The sequence below is a fragment of the Zhongshania antarctica genome (genome assembly GCF_014202945.1).
GTDB classification, from domain to species: Bacteria; Pseudomonadota; Gammaproteobacteria; order Pseudomonadales; family Spongiibacteraceae; genus Spongiibacter; species Spongiibacter antarcticus.
The window spans coordinates 28,888-46,379 of sequence record NZ_JACHHW010000001.1 but is presented as its reverse complement, the minus strand read 5'-3'; the positions used below and the strand labels follow the sequence as shown (position 1 = coordinate 46,379).

12 protein-coding genes are annotated in these 17,492 nt (G+C 50.9%); 11 read left to right on the top strand and 1 reads right to left on the bottom strand.

Translation table 11 applies throughout. The annotated features are described in order from the left end of the window. The first annotated feature begins 79 nt into the window (after nt 1–79). The 5 genes from HNQ57_RS00195 (at nt 80) to HNQ57_RS00175 (ending at nt 7,722) form a co-directional block, all read left to right on the top strand. Nucleotides 80–553 carry a flavodoxin family protein gene (locus HNQ57_RS00195; RefSeq protein WP_184460626.1) on the top strand — a complete coding sequence of 158 codons (474 nt, stop codon included), beginning with the start codon at nt 80–82 and terminating at the stop codon, nt 551–553. 205 nt (nt 554–758) lie between these two features. Then, on the top strand, nt 759–3,185 hold the full coding sequence (locus HNQ57_RS00190) for a TonB-dependent receptor (protein ID WP_184460625.1): 2,427 nt from the start codon (nt 759–761) through the stop codon (nt 3,183–3,185). Between the two features lie 289 nt (nt 3,186–3,474). After that, nucleotides 3,475–6,060 (top strand): TonB-dependent receptor, encoded by a 2,586-nt coding sequence (locus HNQ57_RS00185; RefSeq protein WP_184460624.1) that lies wholly within the window; start codon nt 3,475–3,477, stop codon nt 6,058–6,060. An 82-nt stretch (nt 6,061–6,142) separates the two neighbouring features. Further along, nucleotides 6,143–7,123: an XdhC family protein gene (locus HNQ57_RS00180; protein ID WP_226968268.1), complete on the top strand. Its 981-nt coding sequence runs from the start codon at nt 6,143–6,145 to the stop codon at nt 7,121–7,123. Beyond that, nucleotides 7,123–7,722, top strand: coding sequence for a nucleotidyltransferase family protein (locus HNQ57_RS00175; RefSeq protein WP_184460623.1), 600 nt, complete (start codon nt 7,123–7,125; stop codon nt 7,720–7,722). Before HNQ57_RS00180 ends, HNQ57_RS00175 begins: the two co-directional genes overlap by 1 nt. A gap of 5 nt (nt 7,723–7,727) precedes the next feature. On the opposite strand, the gene HNQ57_RS00170 is transcribed toward HNQ57_RS00175, so the two are convergent. Beyond that, nucleotides 7,728–8,606: a LysR family transcriptional regulator gene (locus HNQ57_RS00170; RefSeq protein ID WP_184460622.1), complete on the bottom strand. Its 879-nt coding sequence runs from the start codon at nt 8,604–8,606 to the stop codon at nt 7,728–7,730. A 128-nt stretch (nt 8,607–8,734) separates the two neighbouring features. On the opposite strand from HNQ57_RS00170, the gene leuC reads away from it, so the two are divergent. From leuC to HNQ57_RS00140, 6 genes are all read left to right on the top strand, one after another. Next, a complete protein-coding gene (leuC, locus tag HNQ57_RS00165; RefSeq protein ID WP_184460621.1) occupies nt 8,735–10,156 on the top strand; it encodes a 3-isopropylmalate dehydratase large subunit in 1,422 nt (473 codons plus the stop codon). A gap of 10 nt (nt 10,157–10,166) precedes the next feature. Further along, on the top strand, nt 10,167–10,817 hold the full coding sequence (leuD, locus tag HNQ57_RS00160) for a 3-isopropylmalate dehydratase small subunit (protein WP_184460620.1): 651 nt from the start codon (nt 10,167–10,169) through the stop codon (nt 10,815–10,817). Nucleotides 10,818–10,864: 47 nt separating this feature from the next. After that, the gene (leuB, locus tag HNQ57_RS00155; RefSeq protein WP_184460619.1) at nt 10,865–11,947 is read left to right on the top strand and encodes a 3-isopropylmalate dehydrogenase; all 1,083 of its coding nucleotides are present in this window, start codon (nt 10,865–10,867) and stop codon (nt 11,945–11,947) included. A gap of 74 nt (nt 11,948–12,021) precedes the next feature. Next, nucleotides 12,022–13,140 carry an aspartate-semialdehyde dehydrogenase gene (gene asd, locus HNQ57_RS00150; protein ID WP_184460618.1) on the top strand — a complete coding sequence of 373 codons (1,119 nt, stop codon included), beginning with the start codon at nt 12,022–12,024 and terminating at the stop codon, nt 13,138–13,140. Next, nucleotides 13,140–14,105: an Asd/ArgC dimerization domain-containing protein gene (locus HNQ57_RS00145; protein ID WP_184460617.1), complete on the top strand. Its 966-nt coding sequence runs from the start codon at nt 13,140–13,142 to the stop codon at nt 14,103–14,105. Before asd ends, HNQ57_RS00145 begins: the two co-directional genes overlap by 1 nt. 138 nt (nt 14,106–14,243) lie before the next feature. Beyond that, on the top strand, nt 14,244–17,483 hold the full coding sequence (locus HNQ57_RS00140; protein ID WP_184460616.1) for a FimV/HubP family polar landmark protein: 3,240 nt from the start codon (nt 14,244–14,246) through the stop codon (nt 17,481–17,483). Nucleotides 17,484–17,492 lie beyond the last annotated feature (9 nt).

Below are 17,492 nucleotides of genomic sequence, written 5' to 3'. Positions count from 1 at the left end.
GGTGTTATTTCCTTGGTTTTGCATCGGCGTTTGTCGTGCTGTTTTCGTTAATGCTTAATTGGTACTTAAGGGCTTGATTGTGGCTGATGCCAAATCCAAACATCTGTTAATTGTATATCACAGCCAGTCGGGTAGGAATGAGCGCTTGGCCTATGCGGCGCATGGCGCCGCTGTGACTGCAGAGCCGGGGCTTGAAATTCGGCTACTCCGCGCTGCCGAGGCGGGCACTCGCGACATCATGTGGTGCGACGGTCTCTTATTATTTATGCCGGAAAACTTTGGTGCCCTAGCGGGCGGAATGAAGGATTTTTTCGACCGAACATTTTACCCAGTACTGGCTCGGGAGCTTATCAAGCCTTACGGCGTATTTATTTGCACCGGCAACGACGGCAGCAATGCCTTGCGCCAGTGGCAGCGCATTGCCAAAGGTTATGCTTGGCGAAGTGTCACCGAAGCGATTATTTGCTATGGCGAGCCTAATGCAGAGGCTTTTCAACAAGCTGAAGAGTTGGGGGCGGGCTTTGCTGCCGGTCTCGAGCTTGGCATGTTTTAGTCAATTTCCTGCCGCTATCCTTGATCTAAGCCCCACTACTATTCGTAGCATGTCTTGTGCCATTCATCTGCGCGTATAGGGGTTATTCACATTTTACATTGCTGGATTCCCGACTAGACTGTGTATTAGCCCCTATACGTGCGTTTTTGGCGCACCGCTAATGGAGCGGAAATAATTACAATAAATCTCTTTGGGAGAGACATTGATGAAAAAGCACTCAAAATCAAACCGCCATTTAGTGCCTTTGGCCATGGCTGTGGGGCTTTGCACAAATACTGCAGTATTAGCGGCACCAGCACTCGAAGAAGTGCTGGTTACGGCCACCTTGCGTACCGAAAGTTTGCAAGACGTGCCGGTGTCTGTAAATGCAGTGTCTGGTGAAAAAATGGCCGAGGCGGGCATTGATAAAATAGAAGATCTTCAAGCCTATGTTCCCAACTTATCAATGTCTGAGACCGGTATAGGCACCAATATTTATATTCGCGGTATCGGCTCCGGTATTAACCCCGGTTTTGAGCAGTCGGTGGGGATGTATTTTGACGGTATATCCTATGGTCGTGGTCAGCTCACCCGTGCGCCGTTTCTCGATCTTGCCCGTGTTGAGGTATTGCGCGGCCCGCAAAATATTCTTTATGGTAAGAACAGCATTGCCGGTGCGCTGAGTTTGATATCTGCCCGCCCAGGGCAAGAAAATGAGGGCATGATCTCAGGCCTTTATGAGCCAGATCACGGTGAGAAAGTTGTAGATTTTATGGTGTCAGGCCCGATCACCGAAACCCTTGGTGGACGGCTTGCTATTCGTAAGCGGGAGTTTGATGGCTATATTGAAAATTTGACCTTGAATCGCGATGAACCTCAGCGTGACGAAGGTACTGTGCGCGCGATTCTTGATTGGGACGCCACAGAGAACTTAACCGCGATGCTCAAGTTTGAACTCGGTAAGTTTGATGTATTGGGGCGCCAGGTGGAGATTGTTAATGACCAAATCACCACTTTTCCGGCTCCTTTCCCATTTGCCGGCTTAAAGTATTCGCAAATGTTAACTGCCCTGGGCGCGGGGCCATCAGTTTTGAACACAACTCAAGACTACAAGCGTTCATCAAACGGTGATTACAGTAATAACCGCACCAAGAACCTGACCTTAAACGTGGACTACGCCTTGGGTGAAAGCACCTTAACGTTTATCACCGGCTTGATGCATTATGAATTTGCGGAGCTTTGTGATTGCGATTTTACTGGGGCGCCGGTGTTTAGTGTTCCCTTCGAAGAAGACTACGATCAATACAGCCAGGAAGCGCGTTGGGTGTCGGCGGCTGGCGGAACCTTTGAACATATTGGCGGCGCGTACTACCAAAAAAGTAAGCTGGCTTTTTATGATGAGATCCGGATTGATAGTGCCATTCTTCCGACAGCTGTATATTCTAGGGTTGCTGGGGATGCGGTGAAGGCTGGAGACTCCCCCGCGGTTGCAGATGCTAAAGGGTCAGCGGCAAGAAGCGCAATTTCCAATACCACTACACCGCGAAACTTTACCAGTGATGCGGAGTTGTGGTCAGTATTTTGGCAAACTACTTGGAACGCCTCAGACCGCGCCCGCGCGACCTTGGGCTTAAGATATTCCTATGAGGAGAAAGAGGGGACTCGCGATCTTACTGTAGCGGATCTTGACGGCAATGAGCGCCCCATCGGGACAGTTGATGGCGTACTTGCCGGCGTCTTTAAGGTAGAGCGTCATGATTTAGAAGGCACTCAAAAAGGCGGTAATTTGGCGCCGTCATTAAATGTTCAGTATGACGTTAATGATGATGTCATGGCCTATGCTACAGCGAGTATCGGAAATAAATCCGGTGGTTTTGACGCACGCTCAAATGCCTCGCCTAGCGCAGCGCCTAACGCTGTTGGTGCGTCTATTGCGGGTTCGTTCGAATACGATAAAGAGAAGGCTACTAGCTTTGAAATTGGTGCTAAGACCAACTTTATGGATGGTCGCGGCGAGCTAAATATAGCGGCTTTCTTCACCAAGTACGATGATCTTCAGGTGAGCATTTTTGACGGAACCCTTGGTTTTAATGTGGGCAATGCCGGTGCAGCAGAGACCAAAGGCATTGAATTAGATGGTCGTTTTGCACTGACTGATCATCTGATGATGGGCGCTGCTCTGGCCTTTTTGGACTTTGAGTTCACTGACTTTGAAAAGGGTCAGTGCTACCAAGGGCAGACACCAGATCAGATTACACCAACTGCGAATTATTGTGACTATAAGGGTAAGACCAACCAGTACGTAGCCGATTACTCTGGCAATGTTACCTTCACGTACACTCGTGAATTCGGCGATGCCTTAGAATTACGAGCAGGTACAGACTTTGTCTTTACTGATGACTACAACTCTTCGCAAAACTTAGATCCTAGCCAAGAGCAAGACGGCTATGTGAAGGTAAATGCACGCTTAGCGATCGCAGATGTGAAGTCGGGCTGGGAAGTAGCTTTAATCGGTAAGAACTTGACTGATGAAGATGTGATTTCCTACTCAAATGACGTGCCATTAGCGAACAGTAGTTTCGGTAGTATCGGTCACTACGCGTTCGTTGAACGTCCCCGCAGCGTAGCGGTGCAGGCGAGTTATCGCTGGTAAAAAATGACGATCAGCGCTCAATGAAGGATGGTCGAAAATGTTAGGGTAAATGCCGCTTCTGCGGTATTTACTCTTTTTTGTTTAAGTACTTAGGTGGTTATTTCTGGTTGCTATAATCGCTATACTGATAAAAAATGCTAATTCATTGAACCAAAAGTCAAAATGCTATATGTTTTCGATGCAAACATTTTGCTAGCAACGTATAATAATTACGACTCTATATAGGCCGCTAGTCCAGCTGACTCAGTCAGGTGGCAGCATATAAAAATTAACTGCATCTGGAGGTCATATGACCTTGAAAAGAACCATTTCCGACTTTCGCTTATCTGCTTTAGCTGCTGGTCTTCTGTTGTGTTCCGCACACAGTCAAGCGGCTGCCGTGCTCGAGGAAGTTATCGTTACGGCCACTTTACGTGCCGAAAGTCTTCAAGACGTTCCAGTATCAGTCAACGCGGTATCTGGTGAGAAAATGATGGAGGCGGGCATTAGCAAGGTCGAAGACCTGCAAGCTTACGTCCCTAACCTGACTATGTCAGAAACCGGTATCGGTACTAATATTTACATTCGCGGTATTGGCTCAGGTATTAACCCTGGCTTCGAGCAGTCCGTTGGTATGTATTTCGACGGCGTTAGCTACGGTCGAGCGCAATTAACGCGTGCACCGTTTTTGGATTTGGCGCGGGTCGAGGTTTTGCGCGGTCCGCAAAATATTCTTTTTGGTAAAAACAGTATTGCCGGGGCCTTGAGTCTGATCTCAGCGCGGCCTGGTCAAGAATTTGAAGGCTTGGTGTCTGGCACTTTTGAAGCGGAAACCAATGAGCGAGTCTTGGACTTTGTTGTTTCTGGTCCGCTGACAGATAATATCGGTGGTCGTTTGGCGATTCGCAAGCGTGAAATCGATGGCCACATGGAGAACTTAACGCTTAACCGTGATGAGCCCCAGCGCGACGAGCAGACGATTCGCGCCATGTTTGTGTGGGATGCGACCGCAGATTTAACTGCTGCGTTGAAATTTGAGGTCGGTCAATTCGATGTAAATGGCCGTCAAATAGAAATTATTAATGACCAAGCGTCAACCTCTGATACAGCTGCATTTAATGGTCGTACTTATGGGCAAATATTGGATTTTACTGAGATTAATGTTGGCCCAGTAAATCTCGTAACCGTAGATGCTGACTCATCGGTTTTGAACAACTTTCAAGACTATAAGCGTTCATCTAATGGTGACTATAGCTATAACGATACTCATAACGTAACGCTGAATGTTGATTACGTTTGGGGCGATCATACCTTTACCTTTATTACCGGTGTTCTTGGTTATAAAACTTCGGAATTGTGTGACTGTGATTTTACTGGCGCTTCAGTATTCAGTGTTGCGGCAGAAGAAGAATACAATCAGTTTAGCCAGGAGTTTCGCTGGGTGTCGCCGGTTGGCGAAACCTTTGAGTTTATTGCCGGTGCGTTCTTTCAGCACAGTGAGTTAGATTTCTTCGACAGTATTCGTGTCGAAAGCGATATTCTTCCTCAGTTGTTGAACGCAGCAGATATTCAAGAAGGGGGTGCTCGTGGTGAACGTCCTCCGTTCGACGCAACCGGTGGTCCATTCGATAACGTCACGCAGGCCCAGGTCGCCGGTACGCCTTTGGCGGCGCTATTCCAGCCGCTATTTGATGCCGGTGTATTGGAGCTTGGTGGCATAGGTGATGCTGGTGATGAAATAGTAAATCTTGGTACGCCTCGTGACTTTAGCTCCACCACGGACCTTATCTCGGGTTTCGTGCAAGCCACGTGGAATGTAACCGATTTGACTCGCGCAACCCTAGGTTTACGCTATTCTTATGAAGAAAAAGAAGGTAGCCGCAGCCTAAGCTTCAGCGATATCACTACTGGTGAAATTCGCGCTGAAGGTGAAATTGATACCGTTGTTGCGAAGAACTTTTCTGCTGAAAGACATAACCTCAGCGGCTCGCGTAAGGGCGGAAATTTAGCGCCGTCATTGAATATCCAGCATGACTGGAGTGATGATGTGATGATGTATGCTACCGCGAGCATTGGTTATAAGTCTGGTGGTTACGATGCACGCTCAAACGCCTCTCCTGAGGCTAATGTGATACGTCCATTGCAAAACCCTGATTCTGATCCAATCGTTTTAGTTGGTAGCTTTGAATATGATGAAGAGCAGGCCACTAGCTTGGAGGCCGGTGCCAAAACTACTTTGCTAGATGGCGCGGCTGAATTGAATATTGCAGCGTTCTACACGCAGTACGATGATCTTCAGGTCAGTATTTTTGATGGTACCTTGGGTTTTAACGTCGGTAACGCTGGCGCGGCAACGACCATGGGTATCGAGCTGGACGGTCGTATGGCGCTGACAGAAAACTTGATGATGACCGGTGCCTTGGCATTCTTAGACTTTGAGTTTACTGACTTTGAAAATGGCCAGTGTTATCAAGGGCAGACGCCAGACTATATAGTTGAAGGCAATCCTTTCTGTGATTACAAGGGCAAGACAAACCAGTATGTGGCAGACTACTCAGGTAATATGACCTTTGTTTATACCACCATGGTGAGCAAGGATTTAGAGTTCCGCGGTGGTGCTGACTTTGTCTTCACTGGTGCTTACAACTCTTCGCAGAACCTTGATCCTAGTCAGGAGCAAGATGCGTATATTAAGACTAACTTGCGCTTCTCTTTGGCTGATGTGACTGCTGGTTGGGAAGCCGCTCTGTTGGTTAAGAATGCGACTGATGAAACGACAATCTCTTACTCGAACGATACGCCATTGGCCAATAGCATCTTTGGCGCGGCAGGTCACTACGGTTTCGTAGAGGCGCCACGTACCATCGCGCTGCAGGCGACTTACCGCTGGTATTGATTTTGTCCTAAGGGATAAACGAATATAACGCCGCGTCAGCGGCGTTTTTTTTGGCTGAAATTTAAGTGCAAGGTCATATCGAGTGAAAACAATAGATCAGTTAGTGCTGGCCGCCGCCTTGGCGTTTTTAAAGCGAGGTGAGTCCGGTTGGTTGTGCACCGTAGTTAAAACCTTTGGCGCCTCGCCGCGACCATTGGGTTCCATGATGGCGTTAGATGAGAAGGGCAATGTGCATGGCTCGCTGTCTGGCGGCTGCATAGAAGATGAGCTGCTCGCCAAATTGCAGCGCGGAGAGCTTGCTGTGGCGGGGGCGGTGTTGTTGGAGTACGGAGTGAGCCCAGAAGAGAATGAGCGCTTTGGTCTGCCCTGTGGTGGGCGCATGCATATTTTGCTTGAGCCCTTGTCGCCCAATGAAATTCGCTGCGATTTGCTTGAAGAATTAAGTGGTGCATTGGCGGCGCGCCAGCCCATTCGTCGCGTGGTCGACTTGGCAACAGGTGATTGGCAGCTTGGCGCCGTGGGTAGTTGTCAGGCCTTACAAATTGACGACATTAGACTGCAGCAAGATTTTGGTCCGCGTTTTCAGTTATTGTTAATCGGCGCGAATGAATTGGCGCGTTGTATTGCCGAAATTGCTCTCGCTATGGATTATCGGGTTTTGGTTTGTGATCCAAGAGAAGACCGCCGTAATCAGTGGTCGGTTAATGGTGCTGAGTTATTGGCGGGCATGCCCGATGACGCGGTGAGTGAACACGGCGATTCGTTTACGGCTGTGGTGACCTTGACCCACGACCCACGAATCGATGATATGGCATTAATGCAGGCCTTAACCCAAAGTCTGTTTTATGTGGGGGCGCTGGGTTCTCAGCGAACGTCCGATAAGCGCCGTGTACGTTTAAAGGAATTAGATATTAGCGACCAACAGTTACAGCAATTGCACGCCCCGGTAGGGCTGCCGATTGGCAGTAAATCTGCCATGGAAATCGCCGTTGCGATTATGGCTCAGTTAACGCAATTACGGGCAGGGAAGCGGCGAGCAGATAATGAGGTGCCTGCAAACTAATGAGTTTGCCCATACTGATTTTGGCGGCGGGAAAAAGCCGGCGCTTTGGCAGCGCAGATAAACGCTTTGCCGCACTGCCTCACGGCGGTGTATTGGTGAATGCCTTGGTGCGGCGGTCGCGCAAAGCGGGTCTTGATGTTTCGGTGGTCATTGACGCAGGCGACGATGTTTCTGCTCGCATCGATGCGCCGTGCATTTTATCGGCCAACGCCAGTTTGGGTATGGGCCATAGCATTGCCGATGGGCTTGCACATTTGCGCGTAAGCTCCTCCGCGCTGGGTGTTTTAATCCTGCCGGTGGATTTGCCGCTGTTGCGAATAGAGTCGCTGTTGGCGGTCGCAAAAAACCTGAGATCCGACAATATCGTCATGCCGGTTTATGCAGGGCGGCGCGGTCACCCAGTGGGCTTTGGTCGCCGTTTTTGGCCGCAATTGTGCGAGTTGCGTGGCGATGTTGGCGCGAAGTCGGTATTAACAAGTCAGGCTAAATTTGTTGAAGAAGTCGCTGTGGGCGACAAAGGGATTTACCAAGACGCGGATACTCCGGCGCAAATGGCGGAATTGTTACTCAGCCTGAAACCGCGTCTGCGTCCGGAATAGCGCGTTTATTTTGGTGCGCGCTCAGCCAGCAGTAACTCAATGAAGGCGTCGGCGGCATTCGACAAGCTGCGGCTGCGGTGATGTACGCACCCCAAGGTGCGCGATAAAGCTTGTCCCTGCCATTGCAGCGCCACTACGGTGTCGTCGAGTAGGGTAAGTGGCAAAATACTCCAACCCAGGCCAATGCTGACCATCACCTTGATGGTTTCCAGGTAATTGGTCGACATGCCAATGTTCATGCTCAGGCCCTGCCGGTCGAATAAATCTTTAATAATTTGCCCTGTGTAAGTGTTTAAGCCTGGTGGTAGCGCGGTGTGTTGGCTGAGCATTTCGGCGCTGACGGTGCTGAATTGGGCCAGTGGATGATCTTTGGCCACGGTGACGGACAGTGGGTCTTCCCAGATCGGAATCGACTGTAATTGTTGGTCGTCGCTTGGTGATAAGGTGATCACCGCTAAATCCATCTCGCCGTGCAAAATGCGCTGGTGAGCGAGTTCCGAATCCATAAAGTCGATATCGAGTTTTACGTCAGGGTAGCGCTGGCTGAACTCGCGCAATACCGGGGGGAGGCGGTGCAGGCCAATATGATGGCTGATGCCCATCGACAGGCGGCCACTGACTGAACCGCGCAGATCGTGAATACTACGCACGGCCTCTTTAATGTCTTGCAGTATTCGCCGACTCTGGGGCATGAGCGCCCGGCCCGCCTCGGTTAAATGGATGTTGCGGCCAATACGGTCGAATAATTTGCAGCTTAATTGTCGCTCTAAGGCGGCGATACGCTTGCTTACGGCAGGTTGGGTGATATGAAGTTGTTCAGCGGCCAGCGAGAATGACTGCTGTTCAGCGACGGCAAGAAAGGCTTTTAGAGATTCGGTATCCATGCTGAATTGTATTTGTATTCTTATATGGAATGCAAATAATGAAAAATATGAATTTGTGTTATTTGATGTGGCTGCGTAATATTGCAGCTCTGAAAATTACTCTTTTAGTCAGGATGGCGGAGCGGGATATGGCTGGACAAACACTTTACGACAAACTGTGGGCGGCTCATTTGGTCAAAGAGCGCGACGATGGCACGGCGCTGCTGTATATCGACCGTCATTTAGTGCACGAAGTCACCTCGCCACAGGCTTTTGAAGGTCTGCGTTTGGCGGGTCGTAGCCCATGGCGGGTGACAGCGAACTTGGCAACGCCAGACCACAATGTGCCCACAGAAGCAGTGGAGCGCAGTGGTGGTGTCGAAGCCATTGCCGACGAAGTGTCGCGTATCCAGGTGCGTACCTTAGACGAAAATTGCAATGAATTTGGCATTACCGAATTCTCAATTAATGATGTGCGCCAGGGTATTGTCCACGTGGTTGGCCCAGAGCAGGGCGCGACCCTGCCAGGCATGACTGTGGTGTGTGGCGATTCTCATACTGCCACCCACGGCGCGCTAGGGGCATTGGCCCACGGTATTGGCACCTCTGAGGTTGAGCACGTTCTCGCCACTCAGTGCTTGATTCAAAAGAAAAGCAAAAACATGCTGGTGCGGGTCGACGGTGAGCTCGGCCCCGGCGTGACCGCGAAAGACGTAGTGCTGGCTATTATTGGCAAAATTGGTACGGCGGGCGGTACCGGCTACGCGATTGAATTTGGTGGTGACGTGATTCGCAAGCTGTCTATGGAGGGTCGTATGACCATCTGTAATATGGCGATTGAAGGCGGCGCCCGCGTGGGCATGGTCGCGGTGGATGATATTACCCTCGACTACGTAAACGGTCGCCCCTTTGCGCCTAGCGCCGCGGAGTGGGATGAAGCGGTTAAGTACTGGCGTACCCTGCACAGCGACAGCGATGCGGTATTTGATGCGACTGTCGTGCTTAATGGCGCCGATATTCTGCCCCAAGTTACCTGGGGTACTAGTCCTGAGATGGTGTTGCCGATTAATGGCATCGTACCTAGCCCCACTGACTACACTGACCCCGCTAAGCGCAGTGGCTGCGAGCGGGCGCTGGAGTATATGGGCTTAAGTGCGGGGCAGGCGATTACCGATATTAAGCTCGATCGGGTCTTTATTGGCTCGTGCACCAATTCGCGTATAGAAGATCTGCGTGAAGCGGCTGCTGTTGTGCGTGGCAAAAAAGTGGCTGCGAACGTGAAAGAGGCTTTAGTCGTACCGGGTTCTGGCTTGGTTAAAAAACAAGCCGAGGCCGAAGGTTTAGATAAAATCTTTATCGAAGCGGGTTTGTTGTGGCGCGAGCCAGGTTGCTCGATGTGCTTGGCCATGAATGCCGATAAGCTCGGTGCTGGGGAGCACTGTGCGTCGACCTCTAACCGTAATTTTGAAGGCCGTCAGGGCTTTGGCGGTCGCACTCATTTGGTGAGCCCCGCAATGGCAGCGGCAGCGGCGATAGCAGGTCATTTTGTTGATGTTCGGGACTGGATTTAAGGAATTGGCTATGAAAGCATTTACAGTGTTAGACGGTATTGTGGCGCCAATGGATCGCGCCAACGTAGATACCGATATGATTATTCCCAAGCAGTTTTTGAAGTCGATCAAGCGCAGTGGCTTTGGTCCCAATCTATTTGATGAGCTGCGTTATCTCGACGAAGGGCAGCCTGGTAAAGACTGCAGTAAGCGCCCCCTGAATAAGGATTTTCCGCTGAATTTTCCCCGTTACCAAGGAGCCGAGATACTGTTGGCAAGGGAGAATTTTGGTTGTGGCTCTAGCCGTGAGCACGCGCCCTGGGCATTAGAAGATTACGGTTTTAGCTGTGTGATTGCGCCGAGCTTTGCCGATATTTTCTTTAATAACTGCTTTAAAAACGGCATTTTGCCGATTATTTTGCCAGCCGCTAAAGTGGCTGAGCTGTTTACCGCAATGTATGCCGATGAAGGCTATAAGCTGAAAATTGACCTGCCTGCGCAGACGGTAATTACCCCAGCGGGCGAGTCTATCCCCTTTGAGGTAGATGAGTTTCGCAAGCACTGCCTCGTTAACGGCTTGGATGATATTGGTTTAACGCTGCAGGACGCCGATGATATTCGCGCCTATGAGAGTAAATTGATGACGAAGTCGCCGTGGCTATTCCGCGAGCACATCGCTTAAGTCATTTGTTTCGCAAAAGTTAACGCTATTTTAAAAGGAATATTACGGTGTCTACACAAAGAACAATTGCAGTATTGCCTGGCGACGGCATTGGTCATGAGATCATGGCCGAAGCGGTTAAGGTCTTAGAAAACGTCAATGCCCGTTTTAAGCTGGGTTTAAACTTAGAACACGCCTTAGTGGGCGGTTCTGCTATTGATGCTCATGGCAGTGCGCTGCCCGATGCGACCTTTGAGCTTTGTGCCCGCGCCGATGCAATTTTACTTGGCGCTGTGGGTGGACCTAAGTGGGATAAATTGCCGCCAGCTGATCGTCCCGAGAAGGGCGGGCTACTGGAAATTCGTCGCCGTTTGGATTTGTTTGGCAATTTGCGCCCAGCGATTTTGTATCCTCAGTTGGCTGGCGCCTCGTCGCTGAAGCCCGAGCTGGTAGCGGGATTGGATATTCTGATCGTACGGGAGCTGACTGGCGGTATTTATTTTGGTCAGCCTCGTGGCATTCGGGTTTTAGAAAATGGCGAGCGCGAAGGCTATAACACTTATGTGTACAACGAGTCGCAGATTCGACGCATTGGTAAAGTCGCTTTCGAGGCGGCGCAAAAGCGCGGCGGGCGGCTGTGTTCTGTCGATAAAGCCAATGTCTTGGAAGTGACTATGCTGTGGCGGGAAGTGATGGACGACATGGCCAAAGACTACCCTGATGTTGAGCTGAGTCATATGTATGTCGACAATGCTGCCATGCAGCTGATTCGCGAACCCAAACAGTTTGATGTGGTGGTTACTGGTAATATGTTTGGTGATATTTTGTCTGATGCTGCCGCCATGCTCACCGGTTCGATTGGCATGCTGCCTTCTGCCTCGTTAGATGTGAATGGCCGGGGCATGTACGAGCCTTGTCACGGTTCAGCGCCAGATATCGCAGGGCAAAACAAGGCAAATCCACTGGCGACTATTTTGTCGGTGGCGATGATGCTGCGTTATTCGCTTGCTGAGCCGGACGCGGCGCAAGCGATTGAAGACGCGGTGAGCAAAGTACTGGACAAGGGGCTGCGCACTGGCGATATATTCTCGCCGGGCAGTACTCTCGTGAACACCGTAGAAATGGGCGATGCCGTTATCGCCGCGCTCTAAGTCATATAGCGTATTTTACGGTAGAGATTAGCGCCGGCGGTGTCGTCGGTCGCAAAACAGGTTTAGGAGTCATTATGAAAAAAGTAGGGTTTGTAGGTTGGCGCGGTATGGTTGGCTCAGTATTGATGGGTCGGATGCTGGAAGAGAAAGATTTTGACAGCATTGAACCGGTGTTTTTCACCACTTCCAATGTCGGTGGTCAGGGCCCTGCGATTGGCCGTGACATCGAGGCTTTAAAAGACGCCAATGACGTGGCTGAACTGCGTCAAATGGATATTATTATTTCCTGTCAGGGTGGCGACTACACCAAGTCGGTGTTTCCCGCGTTGCGCGAGGGCGGTTGGGACGGATATTGGATTGACGCCGCATCGTCACTGCGCATGGATGACTCGGCGATTATCACCCTTGACCCCGTTAACCTCGACGTGATCAAAGACGGTTTAACTCGCGGTGTTAAAAACTTCATTGGCGGCAACTGCACCGTGAGCTTAATGCTGATGGCCGTGGGCGGCTTATTCCGCGAAGGCTTGGTTGAATGGGTTAGCGCTCAAACTTACCAAGCGGCTAGCGGCGCCGGCGCACAAAATATGCGTGAATTGATTAACCAGATGGGCAGCGTGCGGGACTGCGTTGCCGATGAGTTGGCCGATCCACGCTCAAATATTCTCGATATCGACCGTAAAGTCGCCGAGATGATGCGCAGCGACGCCTTCCCGAAAGAGCAGTTTGGTCATGCCTTAGCGGGTAGCTTACTGCCGTGGATTGATACTCAGTTGGAAAATGGCCAGAGCCGCGAAGAGTGGAAGGGCCAAGCCGAAACCAATAAAATTCTTGGTCGCGAGCAGTCGCCTATCGCCATTGACGGCAACTGCGTGCGCATCGGCGCTATGCGCTGCCACAGCCAGGCCCTGACGATTAAGCTCAATAAAAACGTTGCGATTAGCGAAGTGGAAAGCATCTTGGCCAGTGCCAATGACTGGGTGCAAGTTGTGCCCAATGACCGCGCTGAAACCCTCGCCAAACTCACGCCGACTGCAGTTACCGGCAAGCTTCATGTGCCCGTTGGCCGTTTGCGTAAATTGAATATGGGCGAGCAGTATCTGTCGGCCTTTACCGTCGGTGACCAGTTATTGTGGGGCGCTGCAGAGCCGCTGCGCCGCATGCTGCGAATTCTGCTTGGAGATATCAAGTAATGGTCTTTAAACGCGTTGCGATTTTTGGTGCCACCGGACTTGAAGGCGAGTCACTGCTGGAAGCCTTGTCTGGAATGGAGCTTGGCATTGAAACTGCGAGCGTGTTTGCGGCGGATGCCGAGGGCGAAACAGCCATGTTTCGCGGTCGTCCTGTTGCGGTAAAAGCGCCGGACACGGCTGATTTTAGCGCCCTAGATCTCGCTATTTTTCTCCCCGAGGTCGGCAGCGATGCCGCCTTGGTGGACGCCGCCTGCGACGCCGGTATTGTGGTGCTAGACGCCACTGATACCTTGGCACAGCGTGACGACGTGGCTATGTTCTGCGAGGGTGCCGAGGTTGTGGCTGGCAAGTTATTCGCCATTGCCGATGCTGCCAGCAGTCATGTGGCAGCGCTGCTGCAGCAGTTGGCGTCGGCGACTATTAAGCGAGTTGATATTAGCGTTGCCCAAGCGGTGTCGGTGGCGGGCCGCGATGGTATCGAAGCCCTCGCTGCTGAGACTGCGCGCTTGCTTGGCGGGCAAACGCCTGACACAACGGCGCTAGGTCAGCAGATCGCCTTTAATGTGCTGCCACAGTCTGCCGATCGGGCAGCGGCCGAGTTAGAGCATAATTTAAGTCGCTTGCTGGGTGACAATGTTGCCGTCGTTGCCAATGTCATGATGGTGCCGGTGTTTTACGGCCACACAATTATGCTGCGGGTGGCTTGTGAAGCGCGTCCTGATTTGTCGGCACTGCGCGGCTGTTTAAGCGAGGATTCACGCTTCCGTTTATTCCCAAATGAAGACGCAGAACAAGCTTCGCCAGTGTGCTTGCAAGGTAGCGATTGTATCGATATAGACCAACTTTATTATGACAGACGTGACGAAACGGCCTTTCGTTGTACTGTTGTCGGTGATAATCTCCGTAAAGGTGCGGTGTTTAACATTATTGAGCTGCTTAAAATCTTGATTAAAATCAACATCTAGCTAATATCTACGCATGTGATTTGGAGATGCAAAGCTCTTCACACTGCGTGGATTCCGCAAGGTAGATTTACTTAATATAAGAACAGTATTTCAGTGTAGCCGCTGAGAGCTGAGTGCTAAGACACAGACGGTGATAATATGGTTAGGAAGAGGCTTGCGACAGCGGTACTAGTAACGGGTGCCCTGCATAGCGGATTTGCGAGTGCGCTCGGCTTAGGTGAGCTGACGCTTAGCTCTGCGCTAAATCAGCCTTTTCGTGCAGAAATTCCCTTGCGAGATATTGGCGAGCTTGATGTTGAGCAAATTAGAATTGCCCTTGCCGACGATACCGCGTTTGAAAATGCTGGCGTAGAGCGTAGTCAATTTCTGAGTTCGCTTGAGTTTCAAGTGGAATTGCAGGGCGGCGGCAATGGCCGAATTATTGTTACCACCACGAATACCGTTCAAGAACCTTATTTAGATTTTATTGTGGAAGTGCGTTGGCCCAACGGTAAAATGAACCGAGAATACACGGTTTTATTAGATCTACCGGTATTCGCTAAGGCATCACCGGCGCCGACAGTCAATGTGGCGCGTAGTGTCGCGTCGAGTGCGCCAACGGTTAAGGCTGCTGTCGTTCAGGATGCAGCTCCTATTCGCGAGCCGGGTGGCAGTATTGGTGTGGCTAATCGCACTGCACCGCTGGTGCGTGACGTCGACCAACAGCAGCGTTTGCCCGCAGCGGCAGATCCGACTGAATACCGCGTTCAACATCATGACACGATGTGGAAAATTGCGGAAAATCTGCGCCCTAGCTCTTATGTAACCACTCAGCAAACCATGCTGGCCCTGCTTAAAAAGAATCCTAAGGCCTTTGTTGATGGCAATGTGAATCGGATTAAATCCGGTTATATCTTGCGGATTCCTAGCGAGGCTGAAGTTCACGAAATTAACCACGACCAAGCCGTTGACGAAATTCGTAATCAAGCCAGAGAGTGGCGTGGTGAAAAAGTCAGTCGCGTTAGTGCCGATAAAAAAGCCACGGTAAGCTCTGCGTCATCGAGCGCTGCTCCTGCGCGCGCGCCCCAACTAGATGCCACAGATAAGACCGGTCGGGAGGCGCCTGCAGTTGAGGAGCAAGCCGTTAAGTTTTCGGTGGGCAGTGCTGGTAGTGATACCGCTGCGGGTAATGAGGTGGAAGCGCTTCGCCAAAAAATGAGAGAAGAGCAGGAAAATCTCGAAAAATCAGTGTTAGAAAACGGCGCGATGCAAGCCCGCGTCATGGAAATGGAAAAGCAGATTCGCACGCTGCAAAATTTGATTACGCTAAAAAATACCCAGTTAGCAGCTTTGCAAACCGGCTTGGCGAAAGGTGACACAAGCGCTGCAGCTGTTGCACTCGCTGACAGTGAAGAAATTAGTCAAGACACCGAACAAGAGGCAATGGCCCCATTAGCGGAAAGTGACGATGGGTCATTAGTCACAAGCTCCGAACCGGACGTTGGTCCGGCGGGGGCAAATACGCCAAGCGCGTCCGAAACTGAGTCTCCCGCCGAGGCTAGCGCTGCGTCATCCGATACCAGTTTGATGGCCACTGCGCAGGCGTGGCTTAGCAATGGTTTTGTGAAATTTATCGGTTTAGGCGTGGCAATCTTAGCCTTGCTTATCTTAGTTCTACGTCGCCGGGGCAGTGAGACTGATAGCGAAGCCGATCTCGCCGCCTTTGAGGCTAGCTTGGCGTCAAGTGATGTGGCCGATGCCGATGTGTTTACGGCTAAGCGCGATAACTTTGATTTTGATATTGGCAATACTGAAGCAACCGAGTTGAGTGATGTCGCCGACGAAGATCGTGAACCGTCTTTTAATGCCGATGATTTCGATTTTGACAAGCTTGATACTGCTGTTGGTGCGACTGATGACATTGGCATGGATGAGGGCGAAATTACCGTCAGCGCTGTCGAAGCGGAGTCAGTTCAGCCCCAAACTGGCGATATTGTTGCCGAGGCAGATATTTACGTTGCCTATGGGCGGTACGATCAGGCTGCCAGCTTATTAAAAACAGCGATTGCTCAGGACCCTGACAACGCAGATTTACACGTTAAGCTAGCGGATATCTATTTGGATACTCGCGATCGTGAAAACTTTACCGAGGCATTTGCTGGACTGCAAAGCTTGGGTGATGCTGCTGCGATTGCCCGCGTTAAAGAATCAATGTCGGCGATTGATGGCGTAAGTGACTGGCTCGATGCCGAAGACGAGTTTGATGGCTTAGCGGTAGCCGGAACCTCGACAGCTGAGCTTGCCGAATCAGGGCTGGATTTTGAACTTGATGAAGATCTGGATTTTGAACTCAGTGATGTGGATGCGGATAACGCTGCGCCAGTCGGTGATAACGTTGCGCCGCTAGAAAACGATGACGCTGACGATCTCGATGTGGATTTTGCGGATGTTCTCGCAACTGGAACTGCAGGCGTCGAGCAGGGCAGTGAAAGGGGGCTGGTTGATGACGTGGCCTCGGAGAGCGAACCTCTTGATGATTCAATTCGGAATGCCGAAGCCGATGCGCTGGCGTCCCTCGATGTCGATTTAGCCGATCTCGATTTTGATTTTGAACCTAGTTCAGCGGTGAGTGGCTCGGCGGCAGAGAGCGAGAAAGCGTCTTTTGATTTAGCCGATTTCGACGACGCGGATCTCGGTAAGGGCGCTGTCGCTGATGTTGACGCACCTAATACTGCCGAAGACGTGCCTTTAGTTAGTAAGGATGAAAGCGCGTTTTCTGACGACGATGATTTTGAATTTGATTTTGCTGCGTTTGACGAGGCGGAAGAAGCTGATGCAAGTGCCGCCAACGGGTCGGAGCCAGATACCCTGCCACCAAGAGGCAGCGCGAGTACAGAAGCCTTGTCTTCGTCGCTTACTGATAGTGACTTAGATCTCGATTTGGACCTCACTGCATTCGACGCGGAAAATGATGCCGATTTAGATCTTGATTTGGCAGATTTCGACACTCCGTTAAGCCCGGTGGCGGATCTGGCCGAGCCGGCAGATTTGGGGGCTGCGCTAGCGGCCGACGATGAGTTTTTTGTCGATGCCAGCGAGGGTGAAGCAGAGCTTGAAAACGCTGAATCAGCGAGCGCGGAAACGACGAGTAAAGCAAATGACGGCGAGGGCATCGCGGTAGAAGATTTAAGTTTCGACGAGTTTGATGCCGATGACGGTGAGGGTGAATTTGATAATTTACTTGATACTGAATCTGTGGCCACTAAGCTTGATCTCGCTCGTGCTTACGTGGACATGGGCGATAGTGAAGGCGCCCGTGAAATGCTTGAAGAAGTACTCGTAGAAGGCGATATTCAGCAGCAAAATGATGCGCAGGCATTATTGGATATTATTGGTTAATAATCAGAT